17 protein-coding genes are annotated in these 14856 nt (G+C 45.3%); 7 read left to right on the top strand and 10 right to left on the bottom strand.

Annotated features, from left to right (window positions below; genetic code table 11):
* Positions 1-25 precede the first annotated feature (25 nt).
* Positions 26-310: a hypothetical protein gene (locus NGM44_RS00430; RefSeq protein ID WP_253223732.1), complete on the bottom strand. Its 285-nt coding sequence runs from the start codon at positions 308-310 to the stop codon at positions 26-28.
* A 100-nt stretch (positions 311-410) separates the two neighbouring features.
* Here NGM44_RS00430 and NGM44_RS00425 point away from each other — a divergent pair, with 100 nt between their 5' ends.
* Positions 411-596 (top strand): hypothetical protein, encoded by a 186-nt coding sequence (locus NGM44_RS00425; RefSeq protein WP_253223731.1) that lies wholly within the window; start codon positions 411-413, stop codon positions 594-596.
* 143 nt (positions 597-739) lie between these two features.
* On the opposite strand, the gene NGM44_RS00420 is transcribed toward NGM44_RS00425, so the two are convergent.
* Both NGM44_RS00420 and NGM44_RS00415 read right to left on the bottom strand, forming a co-directional pair.
* Complete coding sequence (locus NGM44_RS00420) at positions 740-943, bottom strand: hypothetical protein (protein ID WP_253223730.1); 204 nt, start codon at positions 941-943, stop codon at positions 740-742.
* A gap of 4 nt (positions 944-947) precedes the next feature.
* Positions 948-1382, bottom strand: coding sequence for a hypothetical protein (locus tag NGM44_RS00415; RefSeq protein WP_253223729.1), 435 nt, complete (start codon positions 1380-1382; stop codon positions 948-950).
* Positions 1383-1480: 98 nt separating this feature from the next.
* Here NGM44_RS00415 and NGM44_RS00410 point away from each other — a divergent pair, with 98 nt between their 5' ends.
* Together NGM44_RS00410 and NGM44_RS00405 are read left to right on the top strand one after the other, a co-directional pair.
* On the top strand, positions 1481-2149 hold the full coding sequence (locus NGM44_RS00410; RefSeq protein ID WP_371923507.1) for a tRNA (guanosine(46)-N(7))-methyltransferase TrmB: 669 nt from the start codon (positions 1481-1483) through the stop codon (positions 2147-2149).
* 33 nt (positions 2150-2182) lie between these two features.
* Positions 2183-3397 carry a TIGR03862 family flavoprotein gene (locus NGM44_RS00405; RefSeq protein WP_253223728.1) on the top strand — a complete coding sequence of 405 codons (1215 nt, stop codon included), beginning with the start codon at positions 2183-2185 and terminating at the stop codon, positions 3395-3397.
* 216 nt (positions 3398-3613) lie between these two features.
* On the opposite strand, the gene NGM44_RS00400 is transcribed toward NGM44_RS00405, so the two are convergent.
* Positions 3614-4984 (bottom strand): AarF/ABC1/UbiB kinase family protein, encoded by a 1371-nt coding sequence (locus NGM44_RS00400; RefSeq protein ID WP_253223727.1) that lies wholly within the window; start codon positions 4982-4984, stop codon positions 3614-3616.
* Positions 4985-5170: 186 nt separating this feature from the next.
* Between NGM44_RS00400 and NGM44_RS00395 the strand changes: the two genes are divergently transcribed.
* From NGM44_RS00395 to NGM44_RS00385, 3 genes are read left to right on the top strand one after another with little or no spacing between them, the layout of a single operon-like run.
* A complete protein-coding gene (locus NGM44_RS00395; RefSeq protein ID WP_253223726.1) occupies positions 5171-6610 on the top strand; it encodes a coniferyl aldehyde dehydrogenase in 1440 nt (479 codons plus the stop codon).
* A 43-nt stretch (positions 6611-6653) separates the two neighbouring features.
* Positions 6654-7256, top strand: coding sequence for a hypothetical protein (locus NGM44_RS00390; RefSeq protein ID WP_253223725.1), 603 nt, complete (start codon positions 6654-6656; stop codon positions 7254-7256).
* 26 nt (positions 7257-7282) lie between these two features.
* Positions 7283-8500 (top strand): iron-containing alcohol dehydrogenase, encoded by a 1218-nt coding sequence (locus NGM44_RS00385; protein ID WP_253223724.1) that lies wholly within the window; start codon positions 7283-7285, stop codon positions 8498-8500.
* A gap of 63 nt (positions 8501-8563) precedes the next feature.
* Here NGM44_RS00385 and purD read toward each other — a convergent pair whose 3' ends face one another.
* The 6 genes from purD to NGM44_RS00355 form a co-directional block, all read right to left on the bottom strand.
* Positions 8564-9835, bottom strand: coding sequence for a phosphoribosylamine--glycine ligase (purD, locus tag NGM44_RS00380; RefSeq protein ID WP_253223723.1), 1272 nt, complete (start codon positions 9833-9835; stop codon positions 8564-8566).
* Between the two features lie 109 nt (positions 9836-9944).
* Complete coding sequence (locus NGM44_RS00375; RefSeq protein ID WP_253223722.1) at positions 9945-10577, bottom strand: fumarylacetoacetate hydrolase family protein; 633 nt, start codon at positions 10575-10577, stop codon at positions 9945-9947.
* A gap of 148 nt (positions 10578-10725) precedes the next feature.
* Positions 10726-11730 (bottom strand): alpha/beta fold hydrolase, encoded by a 1005-nt coding sequence (locus tag NGM44_RS00370; protein ID WP_253223721.1) that lies wholly within the window; start codon positions 11728-11730, stop codon positions 10726-10728.
* A 9-nt stretch (positions 11731-11739) separates the two neighbouring features.
* A complete protein-coding gene (gene rd / locus NGM44_RS00365; RefSeq protein ID WP_078253585.1) occupies positions 11740-11904 on the bottom strand; it encodes a rubredoxin in 165 nt (54 codons plus the stop codon).
* Between the two features lie 145 nt (positions 11905-12049).
* Positions 12050-12424: a hypothetical protein gene (locus NGM44_RS00360; RefSeq protein WP_253223720.1), complete on the bottom strand. Its 375-nt coding sequence runs from the start codon at positions 12422-12424 to the stop codon at positions 12050-12052.
* A gap of 112 nt (positions 12425-12536) precedes the next feature.
* Positions 12537-13451 carry a transaldolase gene (locus tag NGM44_RS00355; RefSeq protein ID WP_253223719.1) on the bottom strand — a complete coding sequence of 305 codons (915 nt, stop codon included), beginning with the start codon at positions 13449-13451 and terminating at the stop codon, positions 12537-12539.
* 244 nt (positions 13452-13695) lie between these two features.
* Here NGM44_RS00355 and pheA point away from each other — a divergent pair, with 244 nt between their 5' ends.
* Positions 13696-14805, top strand: a complete 1110-nt coding sequence (gene pheA / locus NGM44_RS00350; protein WP_253223718.1) for a prephenate dehydratase — start codon at positions 13696-13698, stop codon at positions 14803-14805.
* The last annotated feature ends 51 nt before the right edge of the window (positions 14806-14856 follow it).

The following is a 14856-nucleotide window of genomic DNA, read 5'->3' as shown; positions in this document are numbered from 1 at the left end:
GAAAAATTTGCTTTATTATAAAGCATCAAGCGATGAAGTGCGAATGTTTTGTGGGGTTTGTCAAGGCAAAGGCTTGGATTAAAACAACTGCTACTTCAAAATTGGCAAGCTGTTCTTCTAGCTGCAAGCGCAATTCACGCTCTTTTTTCATCTCGCCCAGTAGCTCAGTATTCTTGTTTTTTAGTCCATCCACGCTTGGCAAGCTATTGATGGTCAGCTGATAACCGCCATCGTTTTGCTTTTGATAAAACTCTTTTACTGTTTCCTCTAAAGCGTTAAATTTTTCTTCATCAATTGTAAAATCAAGCATAACTATTCCATGAAAAAAACCCTACAAATGCAGGGGTTGATATTGAAATTTTGTAACAAAACCATATTAAAATACTACCATTCACTTAAGAGGAGAGAGTATGGTAAAACAACTTAAACCAGGTCAAAACACTGGAAAAAATGGCGGTATTTATCAAGAGGTTGGTCCGCGTGGTGGTCGCAAGGAAAACTTCGCCACCATTAGAGATAATCAAAAAGTACCACCGACACAATCGTCAGGCAGTAGCTGGGTTCAGGTCAAACGAACGCCAGATAGCAAGCGTTAATCTTACAAAACCGGTCATTTTGACTGGTTTTTTCTGCCAATCGAATAATCCAATCCAACAAATAACAATAAGTTTCGTTAGATTTTCCAGCTGATAGCTCCACACCCACCGATGCGCAAATATCAAATGTGCAGCTTCATGGGCTAAAGTTGCAAAACTGCCATCAAACCAGCCCAAATGTAAATATCCCCTTGGTTGCTTCTAAAAGTATTTGCAGCACCTTTTCTATCAAGCAAATCAGCAGTAGCTCCTAAGTTCTCATGGGCTTTTATCCATTCCTGCCTTGTTTGGCGCAAATAAATATCACCGCATTCAAATAAGGGGATTTTTCCATTAAGTATTTGCATAAAATTATTGGATTTTAGACAATAAGTAACTCTTGAATCGCTCAGCACTCATTTTGTCAAACAGCTTAGCTCGCTCTTTACCCAGTGCTAATACTTGCACATCTTTAGATTGAGATTTTAGCCAGTCATAATAGCTGACATTGTCCGTCTCACCGTTCATACTGGCGCGTTTATTAGACTGTTTTTCGCCTTTGAATACCAATTGGAAATTTGAGCGGCAATTGTAGTGATATGGCGGATATTGTGCCTTATCAATTGGCATGATTTCATGGTCAAGATGTCGGCAAATCGGACTTATGTGCAAATCCAGCGTGGCAATGATACGAATGTCAGTGACCAAGTCAGGATTATCACGGATAAACTGCTGTTTGGCTTCAGATGCCATCACCGCTGTACCAGTGCGCACGATGGTGGCAGCGTTTCTTGTGCTGATGGTCAAGATGCCATCTTTATAGCGATTGGCACGGCTGCCACATCATTTCCCCAAAAACCCACGCCATCTGCTATAATGCATCTTTTTAGCCATTGATTATTCTTATGCAACAGCAAGTCAGCCACCAATTCACACGCTTATTCCATCCTGAATATTTACACGCGCCAAAATCTTTGTCATCACAGGATATGGATAAAATACATACATGGCAATCACAAGATACACCGCTATTTTTAGAAATCGGTGCAGGCAAGGGCAAGCACGCTTTGCTATTTGCCGCTGCCAATCCTGATAAGCGATTGATCGCTGTTGAGCGCACCAGTGAGAAGTTTGCATCATTTGATAAACTTGCTGATAACTCATTAGAAAATCTACTTAATATCCATGCAGATGCCATCGCTTTTACTGCAAAATTACTGAAGCCGAATTGCTTAGACGGTGTGTTTTTGCTTTATCCCAATCCTGAACCGCATAACAAAAATCAACGCTGGCTGAATATGCCGTTTTTTGAGTTTTTATTATCCAGAATGAAAGCAGGTGCGACCATCACGCTTGCCAGTAATATCGAAATCTATATTGATGAAGCGGCGGATTTATTAACTGACACATGGCAGCTGCCTTTTGTCAAATCAAGCATTGCAGCAGATTCGGCGCGTACGCATTTTGAGATTAAATACTTGGCGCGCGGCGAGCATTGTCAAGAGCTGATCATTACTAAGCCTGAAAATTATTGCACGCGCTTTGATGATTATGCAGCTGATTTGTTGGTTTGATATTTTATATATAATAAATAATATACGCATAAAATGAGAAAACAAGTAGCGATCATCGGCGCAGGCGCGGCAGGCTTGATGGCGGCAGAAGTGCTGTCAGGCTATGATGTCGATGTGTCTGTTTATGACCAAAAACCCACTGCTGCGCGCAAGATTTTGATGGCAGGTAAAACGGGTCTGAACATTTCGCATAATGAACCGATTGAGCAATTTATCACGCGCTATACGCCCAGCGAGTGGATCGCGCCATTTGTGCGAAGCTTCGGCGCTGATGATATTCGCGCATGGATGGCCGGTTTGGGCATTGAGAGCTATGTCGGTTCGACGGGACGGATTTTCCCTGTAGAAATGAAAGCGTCCAAGCTTGTGCGCGCATGGCTTAATCGTCTGAATGATTATCAAGTAAAATTTCATTATCGATATCGCGCGACTTCACTACACGATCGCCATATTGCCTTTGAAGTGATGGATAATAAAGGCGTGGTGCTTGAGCGGTTTACTAAGCAATTTGATGCAGTGATCGTGGCTTGCGGCGGTGGCTCGTATGCGGCACTTGGCAGTGATAGTGCGTGGCAGGCGTGGTTTGATCCATCTGAGTTAAGCCCTTTATACGCCAGTAATGTCGGTGTTTTACGAGATTGGTCGGCTTTTATGGCAGATCATTTTGGGCAGCCGCTTAAGCGCGTCACTGCATGGGTAAATACCGATCATCGCCATCAAGGCGATATCATCATCAGTCATTATGGGCTGGAATCAGGGCTGATTTATCGACTGAACAGTGATATGCGTGCGGCTCAGTCGGCAGATGGATTTATACTATTTTTGGATTTATTACCCGATAAATCGTCAGATGATATTTTAAAAATATTTCATAAAAACAAAAAACAATCACTCAATACCTTATTAAAAAAATGCGGACTGGATGCGGTAAAAATTGCTTTTTTGCGTGAATGCACAAATAAAACCGACTGGTCGGATTTAAATAAAATGGCAAATCATATCAAACAGCTTGCCATTCACTGCACAGGCTTTCGACCGATGGATGAAGCCATCAGCACGGGCGGTGGCATCAAGCGCACGGCAGTTGGCGATGATTTGCAGCTGAAATCTTGTGCAGGGGTTTTTTGCTGCGGAGAGATGCTTGATTGGGATGCGCCAACGGGCGGTTATCTTTTGACCGCGTGCTTTGCCACAGGGCGAGCAGCAGGGCAAGGGGTGGTGGATTTTTTGGGATTAAACCACAAATAAGCCCATAATCAAACCAAAATATAGCAAAAAGCCGTTTAGCAAAAATTGTTAAACGGCTTGTTTTTGGTGTTGTAGTCAATTTGCTTTATAATCATTCATTGATATATTTTAAACAGATAGAATGATTTACAACGATTTGATTTTAAAAATAGATTTGTAGAGGCGTATTGTATATGCCTGCGGATGATTTTGATTTGAATGAGCGATATTTCGGTTTTAAGATTGTGCAAACTTCCCAACCAATCCATCAGCATCGGTGCGCGCATCGAGTGCCACGAGCAGAGCATAAGCACCGATAAATTTACGGCTGATGAACATCATTTCTTTGGGTGGCAGGGTGAATTCTAGCGATTGCATACCATTTTTGGCAGTCGTCATCACGCGCGCATACAGATCGCTCTCCGCCCAAATATAGCGACCATCGGCATCTAGGTGTGGCGAATTGCCATCATGAACAGCGTTCAATCGCGCCGCTTGAGCAAAAGGCTCGCACGCCATCAAAAACACATCCGCCATGTCGGATTTTGGCTTGCCAGTGAGCTTATCAAAAAAATTATAACCCGTCATCGCCGCCATCATCGCATCTTTATCTTGGCTGTAGCCTGCGGTGATCAGACCGCGCGCGATGGTCAGTAGATGTGGGTCAAACTGTTTAATCGCACCGAAATCTAATAAGATTAGCTTATCAATACCATCTTCATAACGCACCAAATAATTACCAAAATTCGGATCAGTCTGCATCTCGCCCCATTCGAATAATTCACGAATGACCACTTCGATGGCGGCTTGACCTAAGGCATTTTTACGATCTTGAGGTAGTTGTTTTAGCGTATCATCATTGAGCGATACGCCATGCTCAAAACTCATGCAAATCAAGCGTGGCGTACTGTAATTATCATAAATGGTCGGTACGACATAACGGCTGTCATCGGCAAGATAGGCAGCAAAGCGCTTGGTGGTGTTGGCTTCGAGTGTGTAATCCACTTCGCGATGCAGAAGCTCACCGATCTCACCAAACCATGCATCCAGTGCCTTGGTCTGTGGCACAGCATTGGTAATTTTTAATAAATGCTTAAAAATAGAAAGGTCTGAATCAATCGACTGCGCCACACCGGGGTATTGGACTTTTAGCACGACTTCACGGCCAGTATATTTGTGCACCGCCTTATGTACTTGGGCTAGGCTTGCTGTGCCAATCGGCGCGCGCTCAATCTCAAAATCACTAACGCGCTCACCAAGCTCTGCCTTGATGGCATCATAAATGATGTGCCAAGCCAGCGGCGTGGTATTGGCATCTAGCGTGTGCAGGGCGTCGAGCACCTGCTGCGGCAAAAAGTGCTCACCGTACAGAGGAAGCATCTGCCCGACTTTCACCACCGAGCCTTTTAATTTACCAAGTTCGGCGACCAGATAATCGGCTTGCTCTTGTAGCAGCGTATGCTTGGCGGCTGCTTTTTCGTCTTGGCTCATAAATAGGCTGCCGACACTGGATTTTGCCCAGTTTTTGCCGATGTTGAGCGAAGTTTTGGCGATGGATAGGCGGCGCGCAAACGGAGAAGTTTTGAGCTTGTCGATTGGTTGGGTCATTGTTTTATTGCTTATTGCTAAATTTTTGCATTATAGCAAATTTTGCTAAATTTGACACCTTTATAAACTGATGCGTATAAAACGCGGTCAACGCCAAGGTTTCAGCCAGTTTCTATGCTTTTAATGGTTGCGCGCATGGCGTAGGGCTTTGTATAATGCTATTAGGATTTGCCAAAAGGGACGGCCATGACAAGCATTCACGCGCTACACGAAATTTTCACCACTCAACAACGCGCCTATCAACAAAACCCCATGCCGACAGCAAGTGAGCGGCTTATTTGGCTTGAGAAACTTAAGTCTGCCTTATTAATCCATCAAGACATCATCACCGCCGCCATTCATCAAGACTATGGCAATCGCAGCTTTACCGAAACGAAAATCGGCGAGCTACTCACTTGTATTGAGCATATCAAATATTACCAAAAGCATCTTGCCGCATGGATGAAGCCGCAAAAACGCCACATCAGCCTATTGCATCAGCCTGCCACAGGTACGGTGGCGTATCAGCCTTATGGTGTGATTGGTATCATTGTGCCTTGGAATTATCCTTTGTTGCTCGCGATTTCACCGCTGGTTTGCGCACTTGCTGCGGGCAATGTGGCGATGATTAAGCTGTCGGCGGCATCATACCATTTTGGACAAGTTCTGCACAAAATTATTAGCGATACTTTTGATGCTACCCAAGTGGCAGTCATCACAGATGATGGTAATCATGCTGATGATGCACTTGCCAAGGCGTTCGGCTGCCTGCCTTTTGATAAGCTGATCTTCACAGGATCAAGCGTGGTTGGGCGAAAAGTGATGCAGCAAGCGGCGGCAAATTTAACCCCTGTGATTTTGGAGCTGGGCGGTAAATCTCCTGCGATTGTCCATCCATCGATGCCGCTTACTGATGTGGCTGAGCGTGTGGCGTTTGGTAAGCTTTGGAACGCAGGGCAAACTTGTGTTGCGCCTGATCATCTGTATTTACCGCGCGGCAAGGTCGATGAGTTTGTCAGCCTTTATCGCGTGCAAGTGAGTAAGATGTATCCAAGCCTTGTTTATAATGATGATTATACCAGCATCATTCATGATCGGCAGTTTGATAAACTGTGTGGATTTATTAATGATGCTAAACAAAAAGGTGCGACCGTTACTGTAATTAATCCCGCTGAAGAATCTGATGATGCGCTGTCTGCTATGCGCAAGATTGCCCCAACAATAATTACAAATGTCAGCGATGAGATGGCGGTGATGACTGATGAGATTTTTGGGCCGATTTTACCGATCATTGAATATGATGACATGGATACGGTGATCGATCGGATCAATGCAGGCAATAGACCACTTGCGCTGTATTATTTTGACTATGACAAGCGTCGTGCGCAGTCGGTGGCAAGCCGTACGCACTCGGGACATTTTGGTGTCAATAGCGTGCTGACCCATGTTGCCCAAGATGATTTGCCATTTGGTGGGGTGGGTGCATCGGGCATGGGCAAGTATCACGGGCCAGAAGGGTTTTATAGCTTTAGTCATGCGCGCTCTGTGATGACGATGCCAAAGATGTTTGGACTGCGGCTGATTTTACCACCATTTCATGAAAAACCTGCACTAGCTTGGATTGAAAAATTGTTTTTAAAAAAGTAGTAATTAATTAAAATAACTTAATTATAAAACACAGGAAGTTGCCATGAATTTACCATCATCCAATCTTTCGCCCAGTGTGATAGACAAGGTACAGCCAAACGCAAGCACCAAAGCCCAAAGTCGCTATGTGGCAATGATGTTTGACACCGTCTCACGCAGTTTGGTATTGGCAAGTCGTATTGATACCGTAATCTTGGATGAAATCAGTGCGCTGCCTGATGGATTGGTGATTGCGATGAGTATTTATGGGACAAATTTGGGCTTTGCGCTCAAGATTACACCTGCATCAGATGGCGGTGGCAAAAGCCTAGCGCGCGTGACAGACTTTGATGAATCATATCTAAAAGCCGTACCAAAGCATCAGCTACTACACATTCGCTTTAAGCACTTGGCATATGCTTATCAAGTGCTATCGTTTCAAAAAAGCACCGCGGCGGCATTTGCAGCCAATCACATGGTGGTCAATGGTGATCTTGGCTGTGCGGTGACTTTGGTGCGCTGTTTGAACCGCTTAGAGAGTGTGATTTTGCCAAAAGCACTGGCGCGCCGAGCGATTAAAGTCTATCCTAAGCAGCTGAGCCTTGCCCAAAAGCTGAATTTGGCATTGCGAATTTATGGCAAATTGATCGTTTCATTGACAAAATAATCTTAACAATCATCAAAGGATCTGATATGAAAGAGTATTATGAATTTTATTGTCCTGTTAAGCTGATTGCAGGGTCTAGTGCGCTTGAGAATATTCCTTTTGAGCTTGAGCTGCTTGGCGTGGAGCGGCTGATGGTTGTGACGGATGCGGGGGTGCGTGAGCATGGACTGCTTGCGATTATCATGGATGTGTTTGCTGCTGCAGGTCGCGCGATTACTTGTATTTATGATCAAGTGCCGAGCGACTCAAGCCTTGCGGTGATTGATGAAGTCAGCAGGCTGTACCGCGCGCATCATTGCCAAGCGATCTTGGCGGTGGGCGGCGGCTCGGTGATGGATACGGCGAAGCTTGCCAATATCTTGGTGAGTACAGGCAGTGATGATCTGATGCAGTTTGCGGGTGCGCATAATTTGACGCAGTCGCTCAAGCCTTTATTGGTCATTCCGACGACGGCAGGCACAGGCTCGGAAGTGACGATGGTGGCGGTGGTCTCTGATACCGTGCGCCAACAAAAAATTGCGTTCGTCTCTTACCATCTCTTCCCCAATGCGGCGATCATCGATCCACGCATGACCTTGACACTGCCGCCGAAGGTCACAGCGATGACTGCGATGGATGCACTGACGCACGCGATCGAAGCTTATACAGGGCTTGCGCACAATCCAATCAGTGATGCGTATGCTGTCGCTGCGATTGAGAAAATCAGCCAACATCTGCTGCCAGTGCTAGATCGTCCATCTGATAGTGAAGGCAGACTTCACATTGCCCAAGCGGCAACGATGGCAGGCATTGCATTTTCTAATTCGATGGTGGGGCTTGTGCACGCTTTGGGTCATGCCTTGGGTGCGGTGGCACATTTGCCGCATGGGGTGTGCATGAATGTGTTTTTGCCTTATGTGCTGGCGTATAATCTATCAACCGATCAAGCGCGGATCGCACAGCTGCTCTTGCCATTGACTAATCATGAAGTGTATGCCAAGACATCGCCAAATCAGCGTGCCAAAGTTGCCATTGATGCCATCTTGCAGCTGCGTGATGAGATGTATGCGCGTACAGGGTTGCCACGCACGCTGCAAGAATGCATGACGGTGAGTCAAGATCAATTTGATGAAATCAGCCAAAAAGCCATCAATGATGGGGAGATCATTTATAATCATGCCGAATCGGATATTGATGATATTAAGCAAATCCTACAAGATGCGTGGGATGGGCAAGCTTGGCGTGATAGATTGAACAAGATGTAGAATGTGCATAAACAAAAAAAGATGGCAAAATCTGCCATCTTTTTATTTAGATAAAATAATCAATCAGCGATTAATCGCGCGCCAACCGATGTCACGACGGTATTGCATGCCATCGAAACTGATGTCAGCAATCGCCGCCAAAGCATCTTTTTGGGCATTGGCGATATCATCTGCCAATGCTGTGATACACAGCACGCGACCGCCATCAGTGACGATGTTGTCGCCTTGCTTTTTTGTGCCTGCGTGGAAGACTTTTAGGCTGTCTGTGTCATTGCCAAGCCCTGTGATGACATCGCCTTTTGAGCTCGATTCTGGATAGCCACGGCTTGCCAAGACCACACCAAGTGCCACTTGTTTTGACCAATTGGCAGTCGCAGGCAGATTGCCTTTTAGACCTGCTTCAATCAGCTCAACCAATGAGCTTTCTAGGCGCATCATGATTGGCTGTGTCTCAGGATCGCCAAATCGGCAGTTGAACTCAATCACATAAGGGTCATTTTGATCATTAATCATCAAACCTGCGTACAAAAATCCAGTATAAGGCGTGCCGTTCGCTTTCATCGCATCGACTACAGGGCGGATGACTCGCTCGATGACCTTATGATGCACTTCATCCGTCACCACAGGGGCAGGGCTGTAGGCACCCATACCGCCAGTATTGGCACCTGTGTCACCTTCAAAGATACGCTTGTGGTCTTGACTCGTTGCCATCGGCAAGATGTTATCACCATCAATCATGCAGATGAATGACGCTTCTTCGCCTGCCAAGAATTGCTCAATCACCACACGACTGCCCGCATCGCCAAACTTATTGCCCGATAGCATATCATCGATGGCATCAAACGCTTCTTGTTCGGTCATGGCGACGATCACGCCTTTGCCTGCTGCCAGACCATCTGCCTTGATGACGATTGGCGCGCCATTTTTCTCAACGAACGCCTTGGCAGGGGTGATCTCGGTGAAAACTTCATAAAAAGCGGTTGGGATACCGTGCATTTGCATAAAGTTTTTGGCAAAGGCTTTTGAACCTTCAAGCTGTGCACAGTATTTGGTCGGGCCCCAGACACCGATATTGGCCGCGCGCAGATCATCGACAATGCCTGCGACCAGTGGCGCTTCAGGACCGACGACGACAAAGGCGATGTTATTATTTTGACAAAATTCAATGACAGCTGCGTGATTGCTGACATCCAAATCAATATTAGTAAGTTTATCTTCAATATCTGTACCGGCATTACCGCGTGCGACATAGACAGTATTGACGCGGTTGTCTTTAGCGCAAGCCCATGCCAATGCGTGTTCGCGACCACCAGTACCCAGAACTAAAATATTCATAACGACCCCAAAAAGACTAAGAAAAGTTGGCAATATTTTAACAAAATTTCGCCAATAAAAAAACAAAAATCTGCACAGAGTTAATCTGTGCAGAGTGCGATAGTGGATATTATTTTATGGTCAAATGATACACATCATCATCTAATTTCACCACAAGCTGATTACCGCTGACCAATTTGCCCACACCTTTTGGTGTGCCTGTATAAATCAAATCGCCTTGTCTTAAACCAAAGTACTTGTGTAGAAATTTTAATTGATACAGCACATCAAACAGCATCTTATCGGTGCTGTCATGTTGGCGGATTTCATTATTGACTGATAAATACAGCGTGCAAATATCAGGAATGCCTTGTGTCAAAGGCGATAGCCAAGCGCCATCACGAAAGCCTTTGGCAAGTGTCCAAGGCAGACCTTTGGCCTTGAGATTGGCTTGGATGTCACGAGCGGTCAGATCAAGCCCGACGCCATAGCCTGTGATGGCATCAAGGCTTGGCTCTTCGTCATCGCGGATATCACGACCGATATAGACCACAAGCTCAACTTCATGATGCACATCATCACTAAAGCTTGGTAGGGTCAGTGTGGTATCTTGGGTCAATGCAGTAGTGGGTTTCATAAATACCACAGGCTCGCCCGTTGGCGTATTGCCAAGCTCGCTGATATGCTCAGCATAACTGCGACCGATACAGTAGATATTGCCCACAGTGGCACTGTGACCGTCTTTAAACATCAGTGATTTCATCGCCTATCCTTATTGTCATGATTGACATAATTGTCATCAACAGTATCAAACTGATGGCATCATAACAAATTTTACCCCATCAAATCAATGCCAGTGATCCGTCAATGACGATGGGTGGGATTGGGTCAAGCCATGCTTGAGCATTGGTTTAGGATTTGCAATGATTGCTAATCAGCGTGGCAAGATAGGGGTGATAATAAGCAGGTAAATCATGCCCCATGCCACTGACCAGCACAAAGCGAGCATTTGGGATGACTTTGGCAAGAAACTTACCATGACTGGGTGCAACCAAGCCATCTTTATCGCCATGAATCACCAAGGTATTGGCTCGGATTTGTTTGGTGAATTTCAAAATCGACCCTGATGCCAAAATCGCGGTCAATTGCTGTGCCACACCTAGCGGATGGAAATTGCGTTGATAGCGTTTCTCAGCGATGGCACGCGTACCTTTGATATCAAGATGCCCTGGTGAGCCAACTGCTGTCATGAACCACACGCTGTGACGCACCATATCACGCTCCGAATGGCTCTCGGGGCGACGCACAAAGGTCATGAACTGCTTGGGATTGGGCGGTCGCAAAAACGCACGGTTGGCAGTCGAAAATAGCAAGGTGAGATTTTTGATGTATTTTGGGTAGCGAGCAGCGACGATTTGGGCAATCATACCGCCCATAGATGCACCGATGAGATTGACTTCAGATAGATGCATGGTCTTAATCAGTCGCGCCACATCTTCTGCCATGTCGGTGAGTGTATAGGGTACTTGCTCGCCTTTATTGGACAGACCTGCTTGTACCTTGAGCATCATTTTTAGTTTATTAAGTCGTGGCAAACCGTCGATTTGAATTTTGCTAGACAGCCCCGTATCCCGATTATCAAAGCGAATCACAAAAAAACCTGCATCGATAAACAGCTTTAGAAAGCTGTCCGACCAAAACAGCATCTGCGAACCAAGCCCAGTCACAAAAATCATCGGCGGATGCTCGGGATTGCCCCCAGCTTCGACACACAACTGTATGCCATCACCGATATCAATGATGGCTTGATACAGATGCTCGGAGAGATCCGATGGATACCAGTGGATATCACCGAATTTCTGCCAACCGTCGGGTACAGTACTTGGCTGTGTGTGAAAAGGTGTTTCGCGAATCATGGCGATTGATTAGATTTCGACCATTTCAAAGTCGGCTTTACCGACACCGCACTCAGGGCATAGCCAGTCTTCTGGGATATCTTCCCAGCGAGTGCCAGGGGCAAGACCTTCTTCTGGACAGCCAAGCTCTTCGTCATAAATCCAGCCGCAGACGATACATTGATATTTTTTCATAATTCACCTTAGTGCCTTGATTGTGCCAATCTTGGACTGGCACAATGTTGGGTAACAATCATCAGATGATTAGTTTACAGATGTATCGAAATTTTGCAAGTAAAATTTTGGTTTTGGAAAAAATTCTCTTACTTTTACTTTCTTACTATGGTTTACTTAAATGAGCGATACAGGCTTCACTATCAGGATTAACTAAGCCAAAGCCATGACAGGCGTACTCAAGCTTTTTATTTTCGTCCAGCATATGAATTTGACTACCTTTGATTTGATAGTAATAAGCACCACCATCTATTGGGATAGGGTTTTGGTATTTGCCTTTATAAAGAACGCCAATAGCTGACTTGCCATATAATTTGATGGTTACATTGCCTTTTTTGGTGATGGTAATGCTTTCTTCCGTACCCATACCACCTGCAAAATTAAAATATCTTGTCCCAACAAACGGTAATTTTTGTGCTTTTGCTAAAGCAGGACTGGTGGCGATTAATAATGCAAGTGCAATGATAGCAGGTTTTAGCATGATGATTTCCTTATGATGGCTAAATAATTAAAATAGTATCATTGACTATTTACCAAATCAAGAAAAAACCGTTTGCACTAGTTAGCACAAACGGTTTTGAAGTTGGCTTGGTTTATAAACTTGCCAACTGCTCGACCAATTTTTCACGAGCGGCGACAAAGCCATCAATACCCTTAATCAGCAGGGAATTTAGCGGATGTGCGTCTTGGGCTTGCTCAAAGTCAGCTTGGCTCAGCAGTGTTGGCTTGGTGCTGATTTCGCTATTTTGGGCAAGTTGTCTCGTGACAGGTAGTTGACTGTTTGCCAATTCATCGAGTAGGGCAGGTGAGATAGTCAATAAATCACAACCTGCCAAAGCGATGATTTGTTCGATACTGCGAAAGCTTGCCCCCATCACTTGGGTGTGGTAGCCGTGTGATTTATAAAATTGATAAATCGACTTTACAGAGTTTACGCCCATATCATCGTTGATGGCAATGTCTTGGCGGTTTTCGTGTGCTTTTTGCCAATCGGTGATGCGACCGACAAATGGCGAAATTAAAGTTACGCCAGCATCCGCACACGCACGGGCTTGGGCTTCAGTAAATAGCAGAGTTAGGTTGCAGTGAATGCCTTGTTTTTCAAGCTGTTCGGCGGCTTTGATACCTTGCCAAGTGGATGCGATTTTGATCAGTACTCGCTCTTTATCGACGCCAAGTTTGGCATAGCGATCGATATAATCATAAGCTTTGGCGATGGTGGCATCGGTGTCAAACGATAGGCGTGCATCCACTTCGGTAGAGACACGGCCTTGGATCAGAGTGCTGATCTGATGACCCAGTGCCACGGTCAGCGTATCGATGGCGGTATCAGTATCCAAGCCCTTGATTTGGCTTAATAATTCATCATGTTCGCCGCTGGCAAAGGCAGCAGTAATCAGGCTTGGATTGGTGGTGGCATCAACAGGCTTTAGGCGGGCAATGGCAGATAGATCACCGGTATCGGCGACGATGGTGGTGAGCTGTGATAATTGTTCTAAGCTATTCATAAAAAATCTCAATGGTCTAAAGGTGGGTTAAAAGTAGCACATTTGGGCGATTTTCGCTACTGGTTTTGATATGATTGGCAGTCAATTCTTATATCAATCGATTGAATAACACCTTTGTATCGCCGTGGTGCGCTGTCGTATCGGCGAAAACGATTATAAAAGAAAGTTTGCCAAAATCACTACACCAAAACATAAAAATCGTGTATCATTGACATATTTATGTTGATTTAAAAAGGAAGCTGTCATGAGCGAAATGCCAACCTTGCCGATTAATACAGACGAAATCAAAAGCTACCGCAATCAAATTGATAGCATCGACGAACAAATTCAGACCTTGATCAATGAGCGTGCAAAAGTCGCCCAAAAAGTCGCCATCGCCAAAAAGAACCATGAAGATCATCCGATTTTTTATCGTCCTGAGCGTGAAGCCCAAGTGCTAAAAGCGGTGATGGCGCGTAACGAAGGCCCATTATCAGGCGAGAAGATGGCTCGCTTATTCCGTGAAATCATGTCGGTATGCCTTGAGCTAGAAGCACCACAAAAAGTGGCATATCTAGGGCCTGTGGGTACATTCACTCATGCAGCAGCGCTGAAGCATTTTGGCAAGGCGGCGACCACCGTATCACTTGCCACCATCACGGATGTGTTTCGTGAAGTTGAATCAGGCAGTGCGATGTATGGCGTCGTGCCAGTTGAGAACTCATCAGAAGGTGTGGTCAATCATACCTTAGATGCATTCCTTGGCTCTAGCCTAAAAATTATCGGAGAAGTGGAGCTGCCTATCCATCATAATTTTTTGGTCGCTGAACACACCAAAGTCAAAAATCTAAGCTGTATCTATGCGCATCAGCAAGCCTTGGCACAATGTCGTCATTGGCTGGATGTCAATTTCCCAAGTGTGGAGCGTATCGCTGTATCAAGTAATGGCGAAGCGGCTCGCCGTATCCAAAATGAATGGCATTCAGCTGCTATTGCAGGGGATGTGGCAGTGGCAGAATACGGCCTACACAAGCTACACGAAAATATCGAAGACAATCCAAATAACACCACGAGATTTTTGATTATTGGTCGTGAAGATGTCGGTGCGTCCGGTGCGGATAAGACATCCATCATGGTCTCAAGTCCTGATAAAGCAGGTGCATTGATTGAGATTCTTGAGCCGCTGCGTCGTCATGGTGTATCGATGACCAGTATCGAGACTCGTCCAGAGCGTCCGAACAAGTGGGCTTATGTGTTCTTTATTGATATGAATGGCCATATCAGTGATGATCATGTGGCTGCTGCTATCGAAGATATTCGCCCATTGGTCAAGGATTTGCGTGTGTTGGGTTCTTATCCAAAAGCTGTATTATAATTGATGATATCTCTTAGCTTTTGTTAAGAATTGAGTGATTATTTTAATGCA

Origin of the sequence: Moraxella sp. FZFQ2102 (assembly GCF_024137865.1) — a bacterium.
GTDB lineage: Bacteria > Pseudomonadota > Gammaproteobacteria > Pseudomonadales > Moraxellaceae > Moraxella.
Note: the sequence above shows the minus strand (reverse complement) of the source record. Positions and strands in the feature narration are given on the sequence as shown.